Source organism: Parvularcula sp. LCG005 (assembly GCF_032930845.1).
Lineage (GTDB): Bacteria > Pseudomonadota > Alphaproteobacteria > Caulobacterales > Parvularculaceae > Parvularcula.
The window spans coordinates 852,501-871,325 of record NZ_CP136758.1 but is presented as its reverse complement, the minus strand read 5'-3'; the positions used below and the strand labels follow the sequence as shown (position 1 = coordinate 871,325).

General features: G+C 59.1%; 13 protein-coding genes, 1 tRNA gene and 2 rRNA genes (1 of these 16 cut by a window edge). 11 read left to right on the top strand and 5 right to left on the bottom strand.

Annotated features, from left to right (window positions below):
* Positions 1-29: 29 nt before the first annotated feature.
* The 9 genes from RUI03_RS04055 to ccoS all read left to right on the top strand — a co-directional run bounded on the left by RUI03_RS04055 (position 30) and on the right by ccoS (position 8,961).
* Positions 30-716 (top strand): Crp/Fnr family transcriptional regulator, encoded by a 687-nt coding sequence (locus RUI03_RS04055; RefSeq protein WP_317289004.1) that lies wholly within the window; start codon positions 30-32, stop codon positions 714-716.
* A gap of 572 nt (positions 717-1,288) precedes the next feature.
* Positions 1,289-2,767 carry a cytochrome-c oxidase, cbb3-type subunit I gene (gene ccoN, locus RUI03_RS04050; protein ID WP_410795915.1) on the top strand — a complete coding sequence of 493 codons (1,479 nt, stop codon included), beginning with the start codon at positions 1,289-1,291 and terminating at the stop codon, positions 2,765-2,767.
* Between the two features lie 5 nt (positions 2,768-2,772).
* Entirely contained in the window at positions 2,773-3,552 is a 780-nt protein-coding gene (gene ccoO, locus RUI03_RS04045) for a cytochrome-c oxidase, cbb3-type subunit II (protein ID WP_317289002.1), read from the top strand.
* Positions 3,545-3,715 (top strand): cbb3-type cytochrome c oxidase subunit 3, encoded by a 171-nt coding sequence (locus RUI03_RS04040; protein ID WP_317289001.1) that lies wholly within the window; start codon positions 3,545-3,547, stop codon positions 3,713-3,715. The genes ccoO and RUI03_RS04040 overlap by 8 nt, the downstream gene beginning before the upstream one ends.
* A complete protein-coding gene (gene ccoP / locus RUI03_RS04035; protein ID WP_317289000.1) occupies positions 3,708-4,637 on the top strand; it encodes a cytochrome-c oxidase, cbb3-type subunit III in 930 nt (309 codons plus the stop codon). The genes RUI03_RS04040 and ccoP overlap by 8 nt, the downstream gene beginning before the upstream one ends.
* Positions 4,638-4,660: 23 nt before the next feature.
* The gene (gene ccoG, locus RUI03_RS04030; RefSeq protein WP_317288999.1) at positions 4,661-6,082 is read left to right on the top strand and encodes a cytochrome c oxidase accessory protein CcoG; all 1,422 of its coding nucleotides are present in this window, start codon (positions 4,661-4,663) and stop codon (positions 6,080-6,082) included.
* A complete protein-coding gene (locus tag RUI03_RS04025) occupies positions 6,057-6,599 on the top strand; it encodes a FixH family protein (RefSeq protein ID WP_317288998.1) in 543 nt (180 codons plus the stop codon). Before ccoG ends, RUI03_RS04025 begins: the two co-directional genes overlap by 26 nt.
* Entirely contained in the window at positions 6,596-8,821 is a 2,226-nt protein-coding gene (locus tag RUI03_RS04020) for a heavy metal translocating P-type ATPase (RefSeq protein WP_317288997.1), read from the top strand. The genes RUI03_RS04025 and RUI03_RS04020 overlap by 4 nt, the downstream gene beginning before the upstream one ends.
* Positions 8,818-8,961, top strand: a complete 144-nt coding sequence (gene ccoS / locus RUI03_RS04015) for a cbb3-type cytochrome oxidase assembly protein CcoS (RefSeq protein WP_317288996.1) — start codon at positions 8,818-8,820, stop codon at positions 8,959-8,961. The genes RUI03_RS04020 and ccoS overlap by 4 nt, the downstream gene beginning before the upstream one ends.
* 16 nt (positions 8,962-8,977) lie before the next feature.
* Here ccoS and RUI03_RS04010 read toward each other — a convergent pair whose 3' ends face one another.
* Positions 8,978-9,754: a DUF2189 domain-containing protein gene (locus tag RUI03_RS04010; protein WP_317288995.1), complete on the bottom strand. Its 777-nt coding sequence runs from the start codon at positions 9,752-9,754 to the stop codon at positions 8,978-8,980.
* 118 nt (positions 9,755-9,872) lie between these two features.
* On the opposite strand from RUI03_RS04010, the gene hemA reads away from it, so the two are divergent.
* The gene (gene hemA / locus RUI03_RS04005) at positions 9,873-11,138 is read left to right on the top strand and encodes a 5-aminolevulinate synthase (protein WP_317288994.1); all 1,266 of its coding nucleotides are present in this window, start codon (positions 9,873-9,875) and stop codon (positions 11,136-11,138) included.
* Between the two features lie 63 nt (positions 11,139-11,201).
* Here the strand turns inward: hemA and RUI03_RS04000 are convergent, their stop codons facing one another.
* Positions 11,202-13,718: a glycosyl hydrolase 115 family protein gene (locus RUI03_RS04000; protein WP_317288993.1), complete on the bottom strand. Its 2,517-nt coding sequence runs from the start codon at positions 13,716-13,718 to the stop codon at positions 11,202-11,204.
* Positions 13,719-14,145: 427 nt separating this feature from the next.
* Between RUI03_RS04000 and RUI03_RS03995 the strand changes: the two genes are divergently transcribed.
* The gene (locus RUI03_RS03995) at positions 14,146-15,363 is read left to right on the top strand and encodes an SGNH/GDSL hydrolase family protein (RefSeq protein WP_317288992.1); all 1,218 of its coding nucleotides are present in this window, start codon (positions 14,146-14,148) and stop codon (positions 15,361-15,363) included.
* Positions 15,364-15,738: 375 nt separating this feature from the next.
* Here RUI03_RS03995 and RUI03_RS03990 read toward each other — a convergent pair.
* The 3 genes from RUI03_RS03990 to RUI03_RS03980 form a co-directional block, all read right to left on the bottom strand.
* Positions 15,739-15,815 (bottom strand) — tRNA-Met (locus RUI03_RS03990).
* Between the two features lie 260 nt (positions 15,816-16,075).
* A 5S ribosomal RNA gene (rrf, locus tag RUI03_RS03985) occupies positions 16,076-16,190 on the bottom strand.
* Positions 16,191-16,316: 126 nt separating this feature from the next.
* Positions 16,317-18,825, bottom strand: a 23S ribosomal RNA gene (locus RUI03_RS03980); it runs 361 nt beyond the window's last position.

Sequence of the window (18,825 nt, the reverse complement as noted above, 5' to 3'; positions counted from 1 at the left end):
ATATAACAGGGGAACTTTGAGGTGATCTCTTGTCACAACAGCCCAAATGTTCTTCTGCCAGCTCGCACAGCCATTTCTGTGATATTTGCGATGTGCGGGAGCGCTCGATCTGCGCGGAGCTGAACGAAGCCGAGATGCAGCAGGTCGCCCAGACCATGGCGCATCGGTCGATCAAGGAGGGCGCGAGCCTGATCCGCGAGGGCGAGCTCAGCGACTATCTCTACCTCGTCATCAGCGGCTGCTTCAGGCTGGTGCGTATGACCGAGGACGGCCAGCGCCAGATTGTCGGCTTTGTCTATCCCGGCGATTTCCTGGGCATGAGCTATGCCGCCGCAAATGACTTTTCAGCGGAAGCGCTGGAGCCATCACTGGCGTGCCGGTTCTCCCACGGTTTTCTCGATGAAATGAGCGCCCGGCATCCGAATATTAAAAATCGCCTTATCGCAAAGGGTCACACCGAACTGCACAAGGCGCAGGATCATATTGTCATTCTGGGCAAGCAGAATGCCGAAGAACGTGTGATGACGTTTTTCACGATGCTGGCCGATCGTGGTGACGCGAACGAAATCTATCTGCCCATGTCACGGCAGGATATTGCCGACTATCTGGGCCTGCGCCTCGAAACTTTGAGCAGGACGCTTGCCAAGCTGAAGAAGGCCGGTCGTCTGAGCGCGGTCGAAGGGCGGCTCGTCACGCTGAACCGGCCCGCCGCCTAACGCCATTTAACGCAGCTTGCCTGTGTCGCCGGGACTGCCCCCTTTCCTGCGAGAGCAAAGACAGGGCGCGTGACACGCACCGTTATGCGGCGAAGGCTCATCAGGTTCATCATCTTGATCCGATAACGGAACATATTTCACGCTGCCATCCGCTGTGCAGAGCGGCACCCAGTGCTGGATGCCGTCCCGGCCGGGAACAACCGGCGGGGCAATCAACAGAACGACGACGCCGAGGCGGACAAGGCGCACGGTCAATCTCCATTTCCCTGACGCGCCCCGCCCTCCTAGCCCGTGCAGTCAGCCGACGTTTGACTTCTGTCAAAAGACAGCGCGCACGCCTGTGCCAGAGGGACAACTGCGAATTGATCCGAAAGTTGTTAGCCGTGACATCAGCATCCCCCACGCCATTACCCCCTTCCTCATCAAACGCCGAGGTTCCGATACTGGCTGCCTTTCTCGGAATCGGTGCGCTGTTCTTTTACGTCGTCGCGGCCAGCACGCCGGAAGCCGCAATGCAGGTTCACGCGATCATCTTCATGATCGCGTTCGGCGCCGGTACGGCCGCACTGCTGATGAATTTGCAGTTGAGCGCGAGCACCGATGTCCGCGCCTACAACATGAATATCGTCAAGGCTGGCGTCGTTGCTTCCGCCTTCTGGGGTGTCGCAGGATTTCTCGTCGGCGTGGTCATCGCCAGTCAGCTGGCCTTTCCCGATTTTCTGTACAATGACAGCCTGCCCTGGACCAACTTCAACCGGCTCCGCCCCTTGCATACGTCCGCTGTGATCTTTGCCTTTGGCGGCAATGTGCTGATCGCCACCTCGTTCTATGTGGTCCAGCGCACAACGCGCGCGCGCCTGTGGGGCGGCATGGTCCCGTGGTTCGTGTTCTGGGGTTATAACCTCTTCATCGTCATCGCGGCGACAGGCTATCTGATGGGTATCACCCAGTCCAAGGAATATGCCGAGCCGGAATGGTACGCCGATATCTGGCTCACCCTCGTCTGGGTTGGGTATCTTGTCGTCTTCCTCGGTACACTGTGGAAGCGGCAGGAGCCTCACATCTATGTCGCCAACTGGTTCTATCTGGCGTTCATCGTCACGGTTGCCATGCTGCACATTGTCAACAATCTGGCCATGCCGGTGTCGATCTTTGAAAGCCGCAGCTACTCACTTTTCGCCGGGGTGCAGGACGCCCTGACGCAATGGTGGTACGGCCACAATGCCGTCGGGTTCTTCCTCACGGCAGGCTTCCTCGGGATCATGTATTATTTCATTCCCAAGCGGGTAAACCGACCGGTCTATTCCTATCGCCTCTCGATCGTCCACTTCTGGTCTCTGATCTTCATCTACATCTGGGCGGGACCGCACCATCTTCACTACACGGCACTGCCGGAATGGGCGCAGACCCTGGGCATGGTGTTCTCGATCATGCTGTGGATGCCCAGCTGGGGCGGCATGATCAACGGCATCATGACCCTGTCCGGTGCGTGGGACAAACTGCGCACCGACCCCGTCGTCCGCATGATGATTGTCTCGCTCGCCTTCTACGGCATGTCGACTTTCGAAGGACCGATGATGTCGGTACGGGCGGTCAACTCCCTGTCTCACTATACCGAATGGGGCATTGGCCACGTGCATTCAGGCTCCCTCGGCTGGGTCGGCTTCATCAGCTTTGGCGCTCTTTACTGCCTGACCCAGTGGGCCTGGCGCCGGGAGCGGCTCTACTCCCTCGCGCTCGTGGAGTGGCATTTCTGGATCGCAACACTCGGCATCGTTCTGTACATCACATCGATGTGGGTGGCGGGTGTGACCGAGGGTCTGCAATGGCGCGCCTATAATGAGTTTGGCTTCCTGCAATATTCGTTCATCGAAACCGTACAGGCCAAGCACATTCCCTATATCATCCGCGCCACGGGCGGGCTCATGTACCTCATTGGTGCACTGATCATGTGCTACAATCTTTACCAGACGGCGATGGGCCGGGTGCGGCGGAACGAAGCCAGTCCGCAGGAGCTTGGCTCCATCCCCCATGCCATTCCCGCGGAGTAACTGTCATGTCGATCATGAACCGCCACAAGTTTCTTGAAAAGCATTCCGGCCCCCTTCTCGTTGCGATCCTGATCGTGGTGGCAACCGGGGGACTGATCGAGATCGCACCGCTCTTTTATGTGGAGAACACCATCGAGAAGGTAGAGGGCGTTCGTCCCTATACGCCGCTAGAACTGACGGGTCGCGACATTTATGTCCGCGAAGGCTGCTATAGCTGCCATAGCCAGATGATCCGCCCCTTGCGGGACGAAGTTGAACGGTACGGCCATTACTCTCTCGCCGCCGAAAGCATGTACGATCACCCGTTCCAATGGGGATCCAAACGCACCGGACCCGATCTCGCCCGTGTGGGCCAGAAATATTCCGATGACTGGCACCGTCAGCATCTGATCGATCCGCGCAGCCTCGTCCCCGGCTCTGTCATGCCGCCCTACCGCTTCCTTGAAGAAACGGCGGTCAATGATGAGCGTATCGCTGCGAAAATGCGGGCGAACCGCAGGGTCGGTGTTCCTTACACCGATGAGCAGATCGAACACGCGATTGCGGACCTGCGGCTGCAGGCGGGTTCCCCGTTCGTCGACGACTATGCAGGTTTTGAAGAGCGCTGGCCCGACGTGCGGATCCCGGCGCTCGCCACCAATCGGCGGATTACCGAGATGGATGCGCTGATTGCCTATCTGCAGGTGCTCGGCACGATGGTCGATTTCTCGACCTTTGAGATTGAAACGCCTCAGGCCAGCGACCTGTCCGCCTACGACACCCACACTGAAAGGGAGGATGGCTGAGATGCACATCCTGTTGTCCCATATTGCCCAGACGTTCGGCCTGATCCTGTTCGTCCTGGCCTTCGCCCTTGTACTTCTTTACGCCCTGTCGCCGTCAAACGCGTTGAAGTTTGACCGGGCGTCCCGGGTTCCTCTCGACGAGGAGGCTTCTTCCGATGACTGATCACCCTTATACGCACGACAGAACCGAGATCGACGAGGCCACTGGCGTTGAAACCACAGGCCATGAGTGGGACGGTATTCAGGAGCTGAACAATCCCCTGCCGCGCTGGTGGCTGTATGTATTTTACGCCTGTATCGCGATTGCGGTTGTATACTGTATTCTCATGCCGTCCTATCCCGGCCTTCCCGGGGTGCGCGGACACTCTGACCGCGCCAATGTCGCAGCAGAGATGGTGGAGGCCGCGCACCAGCGAAGCCTTCTCGCGACCCGCCTGCTGGAGGCGCCGTCCCTTGATGCTATTGAGCAGGACCCTACCCTACTTGAATTCGCCGTGGCCGCCGGTCAGTCCGCCTTTGGCGACAATTGCGCCACCTGTCATGGCAGCGGCGGTCAGGGATACCCCGGATATCCAAACCTGTCCGATGATGTCTGGCTGTGGGGCGGCACGCTTGATGACATCCGTACAACGATTATTTTTGGTATACGGGCTCACTCTGACCAGGGGCGAATGTCGCAAATGCCAGCCTTCGGCGATCAGGGGCTTCTCACGAATGATCAGATCAACGATCTGACAACCTATGTGATGAATTTCACCGAACCTCAGTCGGACCAGGCCTCGATCGAACGGGCGCGTCCGCTTTTCAACACCCAGTGCGCCGCCTGTCACCAGACCTCGGGCGCGGGCGACCGTACGGTCGGCGCTCCCAATCTGACAGATGCCGAATGGCTGTACGGCTCTGACCGCGCTTCGATCCGGCAACAGATCGTGCACGGCCGAAATGGCGTGATGCCAAACTGGGGCGAACGCCTCGACGAAGGCACCATCACCGCCCTCGCCGTCTACGTCCACGCCCTCGGTGGCGGCGAAGCGACAGCGGCACCAGACAGTCGGGCCCACAACGCCGACGACCGACCTGAGTAACAAACGCCGCAGGGGCTACCATCATGACCGAAACGGTGCCGGATGAACCGCTCTATATCAAGCGTGAGGCGATCCACCCCAAGCTCGTGAAGGGGAAGTATCGCCTCATCAAATGGGCGGTCCTGTTCCTGACCCTTGGCATCTACTACCTGCTGCCGTGGATGCGCTGGCCCCGCGCAGCCCATGAGCCGGATCAGGCCGTGCTTGTCGATTTCGATGGTGCCCGGCTCTATTTCTTCAACCTCGAGATTTGGCCGGATGAGTTCTATCTGGTCACCGGCCTCCTTATTCTGTCGGCGCTCGCCCTGTTTCTGGTGTCGGCCGTGTGGGGACGGTTATGGTGCGGCTTTACCTGCCCCCAGACTGTCTGGACGGACCTTTTCATCGCGGTCGAGCGGATGGTGGAAGGGGACAGGAACAAGCGACTGGCGCTCGCCAAAGCCCCTTGGACAGCGAAGAAGATCACCCGGAAAATCATCAAACATGGGCTCTGGCTGCTCATCGCGGCCATGACCGGCGGCGCGTGGGTGCTGTATTTCCACGATGCCCCCAGCGTGGTGACGGGTCTGTTCAGGGGAACTGCGCCGGTTACTTCCTACCTCTTCATCGTGATACTGACGTTTACGACCTATTCTCTCGCCGGGCTCATGCGGGAACAGGTCTGTACCTATATGTGCCCGTGGCCGCGTATCCAGGGGGCGCTGACCGACGCGCAGACCTTTCAGGTCGGCTATTATCGCGAACGCGGCGAACCGCGCGGCAAGCACAAGAAAGGCGCTGACTGGTCCAGTGTCGGCGACTGCATCGACTGCAATGGCTGCGTCGTCGCCTGCCCCATGGGGATCGACATTCGCGATGGCGATCAGCTGGAATGTATCAATTGCGGGCTGTGTGTTGATGCCTGTGATGCCGTGATGAAAAAAATCGGCCTGCCGAAGGGTCTTATCGCCTATGGCGACGATTACCTGACGGCGAAAACAAACGCTGAACGACACAGGCTGCCCCGCCTGATCCGCCCCCGAACGATTGTCTATGCCATTGTCCTGAGCGTGGTCAGCACGTTGATGGTGTTTGGCCTGACCAGCCGTGAGCAGACGGAGTTCAGCCTTGAGCGCGATCGGGCGCCAGCTTTCACCCGACTCTCGGACGGGTCCTTCCGCAACGCGGTGACGGCGCGCGTCCGCAACAAGACCAGCGAGAGCCAGGCGTTCGATCTGGCCATTTCAGGGCCGCCAGAGCTGCAGATCGACGCCGTGGGTCACGACGTGAAGGACGGTCGGCTTCAGCTGGACGTGGATGGTGATGGCCAGATGCGGACGCGGCTGTTTTTCGTCCTGCCCGCAGACCAGAACGGCGCCTTGATTTCCGTCAAACTGATGGATTCTCAATCCGCTATCGTCGCAGAGGAGACAATCTCGTTTGTCACCGACGCGGAAGGGCGATGAGACAATGGCAGGCACAGAGCACGTACACTACGCCGGTCTGGTGATTACCGGACGGCATGTACTGTGGTTTCTGATCGCGTTTTTCGCGGTCATCATCGCGACGAATATCTATTTCGTGAGAGCGGCCGTCAGCACTTTTCCCGGCGAGCAGGTTGAGAAATCCTACTATCAGGGCCTGAACTACAATGACGTGCTGGAAAAGCGCAGGGCGCTGGCGGGTCTGGGCTGGACGTTTGAACTTACACACCCTCTGACGACAGGCAGCGACCAACAGGTCAACATCCGGATTGTGTCCGCTTACGACCAGCCCGTCCTGGGCCTCCATCTTGCGGGCCAACTGGTCCGGCCCAGTACGGATGCCGAAAAGATCGACCTGGCGTTCACTGAATCCCGGGATGGTCACTACATCGCACAGGCTGACCTCAAACCCGGCGCGTGGGATCTCTTTGTCACCCCCAGAACCGCTGATGACGCAGCAGAGGGGCACACGGCGAAAACCCGGATCTACGTTGAATGAGCCAGACCTCTAAAGGCTGCCCGACCGCTCCAAACCCCGCAGCGGAAACGGATGAAGCCGTCGACCCTGCTGCCTTCGTGCGGCAGAGAGACGACCAGCAGATCCTGATCTTGAGCATTACGGGCGCGCGATGTGCCGGGTGTATTGGCAAGATCGAGCGGGCCATTTCGGCCCTGCCCGGCGTCAGCCATGCCCGGCTGAACCTGTCCACGGGCACAATGACCGTAGAATGGATCGGTGCGACCAACCCGTCCCTCTTTACACAGACCATCGCTGATCTGGGATATGGCGCCCTGCCGTTCGATCCGCAGACCGCCGATGATGATGACGGCAGGCGTGGCCGCATGCTGCTGCGCTGCATGGCCGTGGCCGGATTTGCCGCCGCAAACATCATGCTGTTGTCGGTGGCCGTCTGGTCCGCCTCTTCAACCGATATGGGCACATCGACCCGGCGGTTCCTGCATCTTGTGTCTGCCCTGATTGCCATCCCGACGGTCTTTTATGCTGGCCGTCCGTTTTTCGAGTCTGCGCTGGGGGCCCTGCGCAGAAAACAGGCGAATATGGATGTGCCCATTTCGCTGGCGGTGATGCTGGCCCTGACCGTGTCCCTGATGGAGGCGCTGAGTGGCGGTGAGCACGCCTATTTTGACGCGGCCGTCATGCTGCTGTTCTTCCTTCTCATCGGCCGCTGGCTGGACGAGCAGTTGCGGCGGCGGGCGCGATCAGCGGCGCGGGACCTGCTTGCCCTGCAGGCGCGAACAGCGCTGCGCCTCGACGCCGATGGCAGCCTCGCGCCGATCAGGGCGACCGAGATTTGCCCGGGCGATCGGCTGGTCATTCGGGCCAGTGCACGGGTGCCCGTCGATGGTATCGTCTTGGAGGGGCGGTCAGATACTGACGTGGCTTTCCTGACCGGCGAGTCCGCACCACAACTGGCTGTACAGGGCTCAGCCATCCTTGCCGGTACACTGAACATCAGCCAGAAGCTGGTTATCGAGGCGACCAGGGACATGGCCCATTCTGCCGTCGCAGAACTGGTCCGGCTGGTCGAAGCAGGACAGCAGGTCAAGGACCGCTATACCCGTCTGGCGGACCGCGCGGCCCGCGCCTATGTCCCCATCGTTCACAGTCTCGCCGCGCTGACTTTCATCGGTTGGCTGATGACCGGCGCGGGATTGAGGGAAGCGATGATGGCGGCCACCGCGGTGCTCGTCATCACCTGCCCCTGTGCATTGGGCCTTGCCGTGCCCGCTGTTCAGATCGTCGCCACCGGACGGCTGTTCCGGCGCGGCATCATCGTCAAGAGCGGTGATGCCCTCGAACGCCTGGCGCGGACGAAACACATCGCCTTTGATAAGACCGGCACCCTGACCACCGGCGCGATGCAATGGATCAGTCCAGGCGCGCTGCCGCCTGATCAGGCGGACGCCGCAGCGGCCCTGGTGCGCGCAGGCTTTCATCCCATTGCCCGCGCCATGGCGAGCACCTTTGGCGTCGGTCCGGTGGCCGATGACATTGTAGAGATTCCTGGCGAGGGTATGCGGGGCATCTGGAAGGGCGACGAAGTGCGGCTGGGCAAGGCGGCCTTTGTGGGAGTGTCTGAGGCCGACCACGTCCCCGGACAAGGCAGCCGCGCCTATCTGAAAGTCGGGTCCGCCGCTCCGATCGAGCTGCATTTCTCCGACAGTCTTCGCGACGGCGCCAGCACCACCATCAAGACGTTGCGTGACAGGGGCCTTTCCATCAGCCTTCTGTCCGGTGATCAGCCTGCGGAGGTTCAGGCCATCGCCCGCGCTTTGAATATAGACGATGTGTATTGGTCGCAGACGCCGCAGGACAAGGTGGCGATGATCGACATCTGGCAACGGCAGGCCCCTGTCGCGATGATCGGTGACGGCCTCAACGACACCGCCGCCCTTGCCCATGCTGACGTTTCTCTCGCGCCCGGGACAGCTGCAGATGCAGCCCAGACGGAAGCCGACTTTGTCTATCAGGGCGACGGCCTGCAGGCCGTTTTGTCCGCTTACGAAACCTCCGTCGAGGCGCGTCGCCATATGCTGCAGAATTTCGCCTTTGCCGCCCTGTACAATGCTGTCGCCGCCCCGCTGGCCATGGCCGGGATGGTCACGCCGCTGATTGCCGCACTGGCCATGTCCGGCTCCTCCCTCCTCGTCACGCTGAACGCGATGCGCATGAACTGGCGCTGGAAGGCGGCGCCATGAACGCGCTTCTGTTTCTCATTCCTCTGGCGCTGGCCTTGGGGAGCCTCGGTGTGGCCGCCTTCATGTGGGCCCTCAAGGATCGGCAGTTCGAGGACCCCCAAGGGGCCGCCGAACGCATCCTGATGGATGACGATCTGTAGGGCGACGGCTCTGCCCTCAGGCGAAAGTCTCCCGATAGCCGATCCAGGTGGCAAGGCCGAACAGCGGGAAGAAAACGACAAAGCCCGCCAGCAAGGTCGCGGCGCTGATCACCACCGACAGCGCAATGAGCCACGCCCAGAGCAGCATGGGTTTCAGATTGCGCAGTACGGTTGCGGCACTGAGACTGACCGCCGAAATGGCGTCCACGCGCTGGTCCATCACCATGGGCAGGGAGAACGCCGTGATCGCAAAGATGATCGCGGCAATCAACCCGCCCACGATGGTCCCGGCCGTGGCCATGGCGAGCCCCTGATAGGTATTCAGGAAAAACTGCTGGAAAGCCGTGTAGTTCGTGAAGTGCTCGCCGCCGGCAACGACATAGAGCGTCATCCCCGCCACGATCCAGACGAACAGGGCGATCATGATCGCAATACCGATCAGGGCCACCTGCCCCGGCGAAGCCGCCTTCGGCAAGACAAGCTCCGTCATTGTCGGTCGCCGGCCGTCCTCATGCGCTCGTGCCACGCCATAGATGCCGCAGGCGAGAAGCGGGCCGACCAAGGCAAATGCCCCGATGGCGATCGGAAAAGCGGTCACCAGGCCGGAGCGGGCAAAGAGATAGACGAGGCTGTAGCCGACGAGCACGAAAGTCAGCCCGAAACCGGCACACAGAAGCCATTCCCGGCGGTACTGCATCGCCGCGGCATTTAGCCACCGCCAGGGTGCATCAGCATCGATAACGGGAACTTTAACCCCAAATGGTATGGAAATAGCTGCCTGTTTGTTTTTCATGGCCTTGCCCTCCAGCGAAAATGTTCTATCCCGTTGAGGCAAATCCGGTTTGACTGAAGTCAAGCGTTTCCGGTCGCGGGCTGGTATGGAAGAGCAGACGTTCGGAAAGTCGCCAACAATGTACGATTCTATCTTCGATAATGCGATCAGCGCCCTGAAACATGAGGGCCGATACCGCGAGTTTGCCAATCTGGAGCGACTTGCCGGTCGTTTCCCACTGGCGATCCATCGCGGTCCCGATGGCGCGCGCGACGTCACGATCTGGTGCTCCAATGACTATCTGGGGATGGCCCAGCACCCGACGGTCACCGAAGCCATGGTTGCCCGCGTCACGGCCAGCGGCGCTGGCGCCGGCGGCACCCGCAATATTTCCGGCACCAGCCATCCGATTGTCGAGCTTGAGCGCGAGCTCGCCGACCTGCATGGCAAGGAAGCCGCGCTCGTTTTCACGTCGGGCTATGTCTCCAATGACGCGACCCTGTCGACTTTGGGCAAACTGTTGCCCGGCTGCGTCTTCCTGTCCGATGAGATGAACCATGCCTCGATGATCGAAGGCATTCGTCGTTCGGGGTGCACCAAGCAGATCTTCCGGCACAATGACATGGCGGATCTCGAGCGTCGTCTCGCCGCCCTGCCGCTTGATGTGCCGAAGGTGATCGCGTTCGAAAGTGTCTATTCGATGGACGGGGATATCGCCCCGATCGCCGAGATCTGTGATCTGGCGAAGCGGTATTCCGCCTTCACCTATATCGACGAAGTGCACGCTGTGGGCATGTATGGCCATCGCGGCGGCGGCATCACGGAACGCGAAGGCCTCGCTGATCGCGTCGATCTGATCGAAGGCACGTTGGCCAAGGCGTTTGGATGTCTGGGTGGTTATGTGACCGCCTCGGCCGCCTGTATCGATGCGATCCGCTCCCACGCTTCGGGGTTCATCTTTACGACCGCCCTGCCGCCGGCGATTGCTGATGCAGCGACGGCATCCATCCGTTACCTGAAATCTTCGCAGGCTGAGCGCGATCAGCACCAGGCGACGGTCGCGGCCACCCGCGCGGCCCTGACCGCCCGCTCACTGCCTGTCATGGACAGCGAGACCCACATCCTGCCGCTTTTCGTTGGCGAGCCAGAGCTCTGCAAGAAGGCCGCGGACATGCTGCTGAAGCAGCATGGGATCTATATTCAGCCGATCAATTACCCCACCGTGCCACGCGGGACGGAGCGCCTGCGCATCACCCCGACCCCGCTGCACAGCGCTGTACAGATCAATGATCTGGCGACGGCCATTGATACGGTGTGGACGGCGCTTTCGCTGCCGCGGGATGTGGCCGTCTCCGGCCCGGCCGAAGTGGCAGCGCCGATCCCGGCGCATCGCAGCGGCGGCTGATCCGGCCAACGTTCTTCCAGATGCTAAAAGGGCCGCCCCGGTGAAGGAGCGGCTCTTTTCTTTTTAGTTCGTCGCGATCGACAGTTTCTCAACGATCACATTATCGTCGAGGCGCCACAGCTTTACGGTATGTTTGCCTGCGGAAACCCCATCGAACGCTGCCGTCAGGGTAAAGCCATTGTCCGTTACAGCTTTGTCCCAATCGACCTGCTGCTGGGTCTGCGGCCCGCAACAATGGGGGATGAGATCAAGGTTCAGAACCTGCAGCGGACCATCATCCAGAGAAATGCCGATCTTGTTGCCATCAGTCCCCCGCGTATCGAGTGTCGGAGACATCCGCACACCGATCGTCAGGTCTCCCGCCTCCTTGATGTCGACATCGTACTCAAGACGAATGCCATCTTCCTGGGTCGTCGATGGCATTCCCTGCGGCACCACGATCATGGCCCCTTCGCCGGCCGACCCGAGATGGGCAATTTTGCTCCAGCGCAGATCGTCATTGCCCTCCATGCGGTCATAATCGTCCGCATTGATGACAATTTTGGATGGCGCAACCGCCCCCTTGAACGTGACGGATTTCGGCGTCTTGCCGTCCACGCGGGTGACCTCAGGCATCACATCCTGTTCCGGTCCGCGCCAGTCGGTGTAGCCAATATTGGGCTGGGCCATCATGTGGATCCACTTGCCATCCTCAAGCGCGTGATAGGCATAAGCAAGGGCGGCGTCTTTCTTGAACGCGGCCTCGGCCAGGTCCGCGAAATAATTCGCACGCGCATCGTCGGCTTTGGCCAATGCCCGATTCCACGCCACAGCGTGGTAGAGGTCATAGATATTGGCCATGGAGGCGATGGGATATTCAACGAGCTGGTAATAGGCACTCATCTGATCATCGCGGAGCTTGGCCTTCACCTTTTCCATATCGACGACCAGGTCATGCCATTGCTCCGTATAGGTGCCGAACTCTCCCACGGTCAGGGATTTCTTCCCGATCTCTCCGATGGGCCATGACTCGGCATTGATGAACTCCGGCTTCCGCCGCGCGGCGTAGCGGCTGTAGCGCGTGACAAGGTCGGCAATTGCTGCACCATGCTGGTCGCCAAAGGTCTCCGCCGCCCAATCCTGCGGGAATGCCGCCAGTTCCTGGAGCGTCATCTCCTCAGGATCCCACGCCTGGGCCATGAAGAAATCGAGCGGATATTCCATGGGCTTGATGTCGCCCACATTCACGATCCAGATATCTTCCACCCCACGACGATAGGCGAGGTCCATCTGCTGCCAGGTCTTTTCAATCTGGTTCGTGTTCGTCCATTTGTAGCTGCGCGGTGCGCCGACATAATCGAAGTGGTAGTAGACGCCGAAGCCGCCTTCGCGGTCGAGATCCTGCGTCGGCAGGCGGCGGTTCTGGCCCCAATTGTCGTCCGCGAACAGCAATGTCACATCGTCGGGCACAGACATGCCCTGATCATAGTAGTCCTGCACTTCCTTATAGAGCGCCCAGACCTGCGGCGTTTCCGCGGCGGGCGCGCCGGTGACGTCAGCAATGATCTCGCGCTGGGATGCCACCACCTTTTCCAGAAGGCCGATAGCGGTATCTTCGGACATGGCCTCGTCACCATCGCCGCGCATGCCGACTGTCACGACCTTGTCGAAGTCTTTTGACCGCTCCATTCCGTCACGCCAGAAGGCTTCCAGTCCTTCCGCATTCGTATCGAAGTTCCACTCGCCATCGCCGTGGCGGCCCCACTCAACATGGGCCCGCATCAGCGGCTCGTGATGGGAGGTGCCGACAACAATGCCCATATCCTGGGCCAGCTGGCCGCTGCGCGGATCGTCATCATACAGCGCTTTACCCCACATAGCCGGCCAGATGTAGTTGCCCTGCAGGCGAAGCAGCAGCTCGAACACGTGCTCATACATGTCGGCATTGACGCCGCCGAACTGCTCCCGCGCCCAACCGCCGAGCGCCGGGTCCTCGTCATTGATGAAGAACCCGCGATATTTGACCACAGGCTGATCCTGACGCATACCTGCGGTGACGAAAACATCCGTACGCTGTTCGGTTGGCACATCTGCGAAATAGTGCCATGGCGAAACGCCCATTTCTTCGGACATCTCGTATGTGCCGAAGATTGCCCCGCGGCGATCAGCGCCGGCAATGACGAGGGCCGCCGGGACGTCCGGATACGGATTCTCAACAACGGTAATCGAGTAGGCTTCCCACCCACCATTGACGGCATCAAGATCGATTTTCCCCGCTGCTGCCAGTCCGTCGATCAGCGCGCTTTGTCCCGCAACGCCGATTATGACCAATGGCCCTGTCGCCGCTGACTGATCCGTCACCACCTTGGCCGCTTTCCCGCTGACCCTTTCCAGATCGAGCGCGAAGTCATTTGCGACGCGCAACACGGCCTTGTCCGCATCGGCGTCCGTGAGTACTGTCGCAGGTGTCCCCGCCGCAACGAGATCCATTGCACCGGTCTGATCCGAAAAGCAGACAGAGGCAGGGACATCACAGTCAGCGGCCAGGGCGCCGCTCAGCGCCGAGAATGCAACCGCCAGGGCGGCGAATATCAGTTTCATGGATTTCCTCGTCTCTTATCAATTTCAGTTCAAACGCGCTTCGCAACGCGTCGCCAAGAAGAGGGAGCGGAAGCCGCTCCCGTCGATCAAGATAACGCCTTCCAAACCCGGACACCCCCGCCAGGTAAGAGACGTCGTAAAACGGTTGTGACGGCGCTGTTCAACGCCGACGAAGAGGACGCCCTTGCTCATGGTTGAACCTTAAATTTTCGGGTCTGTCTGTTCAAGAGAATCCGGTTCCTCACGTTGGAAGGCGTGCCCAAGATGACGGGGCGCCGGGCCCGCATGGGAACAGGTCTTGTAGCACAAAGGACTTGTCATTGATCGGATGATACATAAGGTCGCGCACGGTTCATTCAGTCTGCGACGACTGGGTTAGACCACGCCCTACGCCCAGAGCCGTTTAATGCGGTGAAAAGGATTTCACATGCGACTGCCATTCATCTCGTTCGTTTTCTTTTTGCCCGTGACAGCAATTGCTCAGGATACTGACGCTCACGGCTGGTTTGCCGCATGGGGGACAGCCCAGCAGCTTGTCGAGGAGCGAAATGAATTGCCGGTGCCGATGAAGGACGTCACCCTGCGTCAGACCGTTCAGCCTACCCATGGCGGCGAACGTGTTCGACTGCGACTGTCCAATGAATTTGGCGGCTCCCCCCTGCATATTGGCAGCGTGTCCATTGCGCAGGCAAAGGCGTCCGGTTCAGCCGACATTGTTGAGGGCAGTAGCGTCCCCCTCAGCTTCGCCGGCAATGCCGGCGTCGTCATACCGCCGGGCGCCGCCTATTACACGGATCCCGCCGATTACGCTTTTGCCGCCTTTGACGATATTGCCGTGACCATGCACGTCGCGGATGGACCAGAGGCGCAGAGCGGTCACCCGGGTTCACGCACGACGTCCCATTACGCCGCAGGCGATCAGGTGGATGCCCTGACCCTGGAGGGTGGGGCCACGGACCACTGGTACATAGCATCGACCATCGAAGTCCCCGCCTCTGCCGCTTCCGCCGCGATTGGCGTGCTGGGGGATTCAATCACCGATGGGCGCGGCTCCACGACCAACGGCAATGATCGCTGGACAGATTTTCTGGCGCGACGGTTGCAGGCCGACGACAGCACGAAACACCTTTCAGTGGTCAATCTGGGTCTGGGCGGCAATTGCATCCTGAAGACCTGCCTTGGCCCGAATGTTCTGGCGCGCGTTGACCGCGACGTGCTCGCTCAACCGAACATGGACTATCTGATCATTTTTGAAGGCATCAACGACCTGGGCGGGAGTGATGTGACCGATGCTACGGTCGACAGCTTTGTCGAGACGATCACCGCGGGGCTGACCCAGGTGGCCCACCGAGCGCAGGCCGCCGGCGTGACGCCCATCGGCGCAACGATCACGCCCTATGGCTCAACCGGCATCTATCCAACCGGCGGCGCCCATGAAGAGGCGCGCCAGCGAATCAATGAGTGGATCAGAACGTCAGGGGTCTTCGTTGCTGTGCTCGATTTTGACGCAGCGGTCGATGATCCGGCGGCCCCGGGTCAGCTGAACCCCGAATATGATGAGGGCGACGGCCTTCATCTTTCTCCAGCCGGATTCAAGGCTCTGGCCGACGCCGTCCCGTTGGAGCTGTTCACGGCCACCAGATAACAGCCTGACAAGAGGCCCATAGCAGATCAACCGGCTGCGGCCTGTTGATCGCCGGCGCATCTCTGCGCTGCAGTCATACGTATACGTCTCTCCATCCATACGGAGAAACAGGTGACGGGGTGATGTTAGAGAAGCGCTGCCGGACTCTGGGCACGAGGAGCGACAAGCGGCGAACGCTATGACACCGGCGCCAAAGATCGAACTCTTGTGCATCTCGCGCGTCATGGAGGGCGAAACACGTCACATCTCACGGAGCGGTACCGGGATGCGGGCGCCAAAACCTGGCCCGAGGATCGCTATCCGGTCGCAAGAAATTCGCAAAGAGCGAACGGCGCAACAGGCGCCTGCATCGACAATAACAATGTCTGAGAAAGTTGGGTGCGGGAGTAGGATTTGAACCTACGACCTTCAGGTTATGAGCCTGACGAGCTACCGGACTGCTCCATCCCGCATCACCATGTGACTGTTGCCAATCACGCCGGAGGACGCGAATTAGCGAAGATGACGAAGCTTTGCAACATCAATCTGCACCTTTTTCCGAACTTAATTGAGGCGCCGTCTCGCTGATCAATTTAGTTCGACCTTACACAGACTGTCCGTCATCGGACTGGTTTGTTTGGTTTTGAGAGTTGTTGGAACGCAAAAACCCCGCTGCGGTGAGCAGCGGGGTTTTTGGTGTTTCTGACGAGATGGGTCATCATTGTCTTGGCAGGCCTGGCGACGACCTACTCTCCCGCGTCTTAAGACGGAGTACCATCGGCGCTGCAGGATTTAACGACCGTGTTCGGAATGGGAACGGGTGGGGGCCCTGCGCAATAACCACCAGGCCGGCCAAAACAATGAAAGCGAGAGTGCCCTTAAGGGCCAAAGTGCAACCAGCGAACTGGTGAATTTGTTATGTCTGACAATGTCAGCGAACGGTTAGACGATCCGTTCGCCGCACATGAGTTAAAACGATCAAGCCGATCGAACAATTAGTACTGGTCAGCTTCATGTATCACTACACTTCCACATCCAGCCTATCAACGTGGTGGTCTTCCACGGTTCTCAGGGAAATCTGGTATTGAGGGCGGCTTCCCGCTTAGATGCCTTCAGCGGTTATCCGTTCCGTACGTAGCTACCCTGCTATGCTGCTGGCGCAACAACAGGTCCACCAGAGGTACGTCCATCCCGGTCCTCTCGTACTAAGGACAGCTCCTCTCAAATTTCCTACTCCCACGGCAGATAGGGACCGAACTGTCTCACGACGTTCTAAACCCAGCTCACGTACCGCTTTAATTGGCGAACAGCCAAACCCTTGGGACCTGCTCCAGCCCCAGGATGCGATGAGCCGACATCGAGGTGCCAAACAATGCCGTCGATATGGACTCTTGGGCATCATCAGCCTGTTATCCCCGGCGTACCTTTTATCCGTTGAGCGATGGCCCTTCCACGCGGGACCACCGGATCACTATGGCCGTCTTTCGACTCTGCTCGACTTGTCAGTCTCGCAGTCAGGCTGGCTTATGCCATTGCACTCAACGAGCGATTTCCGACCGCTCTGAGCCAACCTTCGCGCGCCTCCGTTACAATTTAGGAGGCGACCGCCCCAGTCAAACTACCCACCATGCAGGGTCCCGGATCCGGATAACGGACCGCGGTTAGATATCAATAACAACAAGGGCGGTATTTCACCAACGGCTCCATCAATGCTGGCGCACTGATTTCAAAGCCTCCCGCCTATCCTACACATGTTGTCACTAATACCACTGCAAAGCTGTAGTAAAGGTGCACGGGGTCTTTCCGTCTGACCGCGGGTACTCCGCATCTTCACGGAGAATTCAGTTTCGCTGAGCCTATGTTGGAGACAGTGGGGAAGTCGTTACGCCATTCGTGCAGGTCGGAACTTACCCGACAAGGAATTTCGCTACCTTAGGACCGTTATAGTTACGGCCGCCGTTTACCGGGGCTTCAATTCGCAGCTTGCACCACTCCTCTTAACCTTCCGGCACCGGGCAGGCGTCAGACCCTATACGTCGTCTTGCGACTTCGCAGAGCCCTGTGTTTTTAGTAAACAGTCGCCACCCCCTGGTCTGTGCCCCTCATCTTCATGATGAGGCTCCCTTCTCGCGAACTTACGGGAGCAATTTGCCGAGTTCCTTCAACATAGTTCTCTCAAGCGCCTTGGTATACTCTACCAGCCCACCTGTGTCGGTTTAGGGTACGGTCTCATGTGGAGGCTATTTCCAGGGACCCTTACCAACGCCGCCCAATCCAATAAGGACGACGAGCTCTCGGATCCGTCACACATCCACTGGCCACTGAATATTAACAGTGTTCCCATCGACTACGGCTTTCGCCCTCGTCTTAGGGGCCGGCTAACCCTGCGCAGATTAGCTTTACGCAGGAACCCTTGGGCTTTCGGCGGGAGTGTTTCTCACACTCCTGTCGCTACTCGTGTCAGCATTCTCACTTCTATTCTCTCCACCAGTTGCCTCACGGCCCGGCTTCATCGAAAAATTCCAACCTGTATGCTGAACATTATCCTCAACCTCTCCTGCGAGCGTTGTGCAGGATAGTGTTGAGAATACAGGTTAGAAAATTACTCCTAGAACGCTCCGCTACCACTCGATAAATCGAGTCCGAAGCTTCGGTGCATGGCTTGAGCCCCGTTACATTTTCGCCGCGGGAACCCTTATTTAGACCAGTGAGCTGTTACGCTTTCTTTAAAGGATGGCTGCTTCTAAGCCAACCTCCTGGTTGTTTTGGGATTCCTACATGCTTTCCCACTTAGCCATGACTTAGGGACCTTAGCTGTCGGTCAGGGTTGTTTCCCTCTCCACTACGGACGTTAGCATTCGCAGTGTGTCTGCCGCATAGTACTCCTCGGTATTCGGAGTTTGGTTAGGATCAGTAAGGCGGTAAGCCCCCATAGCCCATCCAGTGCTCTACCCCCGAGGGTATTCGTGCGACGCTCTACCTAAATAGATTTCGCGGAGAACCAGCTATCTCCCGGTTTGATTGGCCTTTCACCCCTAGACACAAGTCATCCCGACCTTTTTCAACAGGTGTGGGTTCGGACCTTCAGTGAGTGTTACCTCACCTTCATCCTGCTCATATCTAGATCACCGGGTTTCGGGTCTAATCCCTCGAACAAACGCCCTATTAAGACTCGCTTTCGCTGTGCCTACACCTATCGGCTTAAGCTGCTCGAGAGACTAAGTCGCTGACCCATTATACAAAAGGTACGCCGTCAGCGCATATGCGCCTTCGACTGCTTGTAGGCATCCGGTTTCAGGTTCTGTTTCACTCCCCTATTAGGGGTGCTTTTCACCTTTCCCTCACGGTACTTGTTCACTATCGGTCAGATACGAGTACTTAGGCTTGGATAGTGGTCTACCCATGTTCAGACAGGGTTTCACGTGCCCCGCCCTACTCTAACGACTCTTCATTCTACCTGTACGGGACTTTCACCCTCTACGG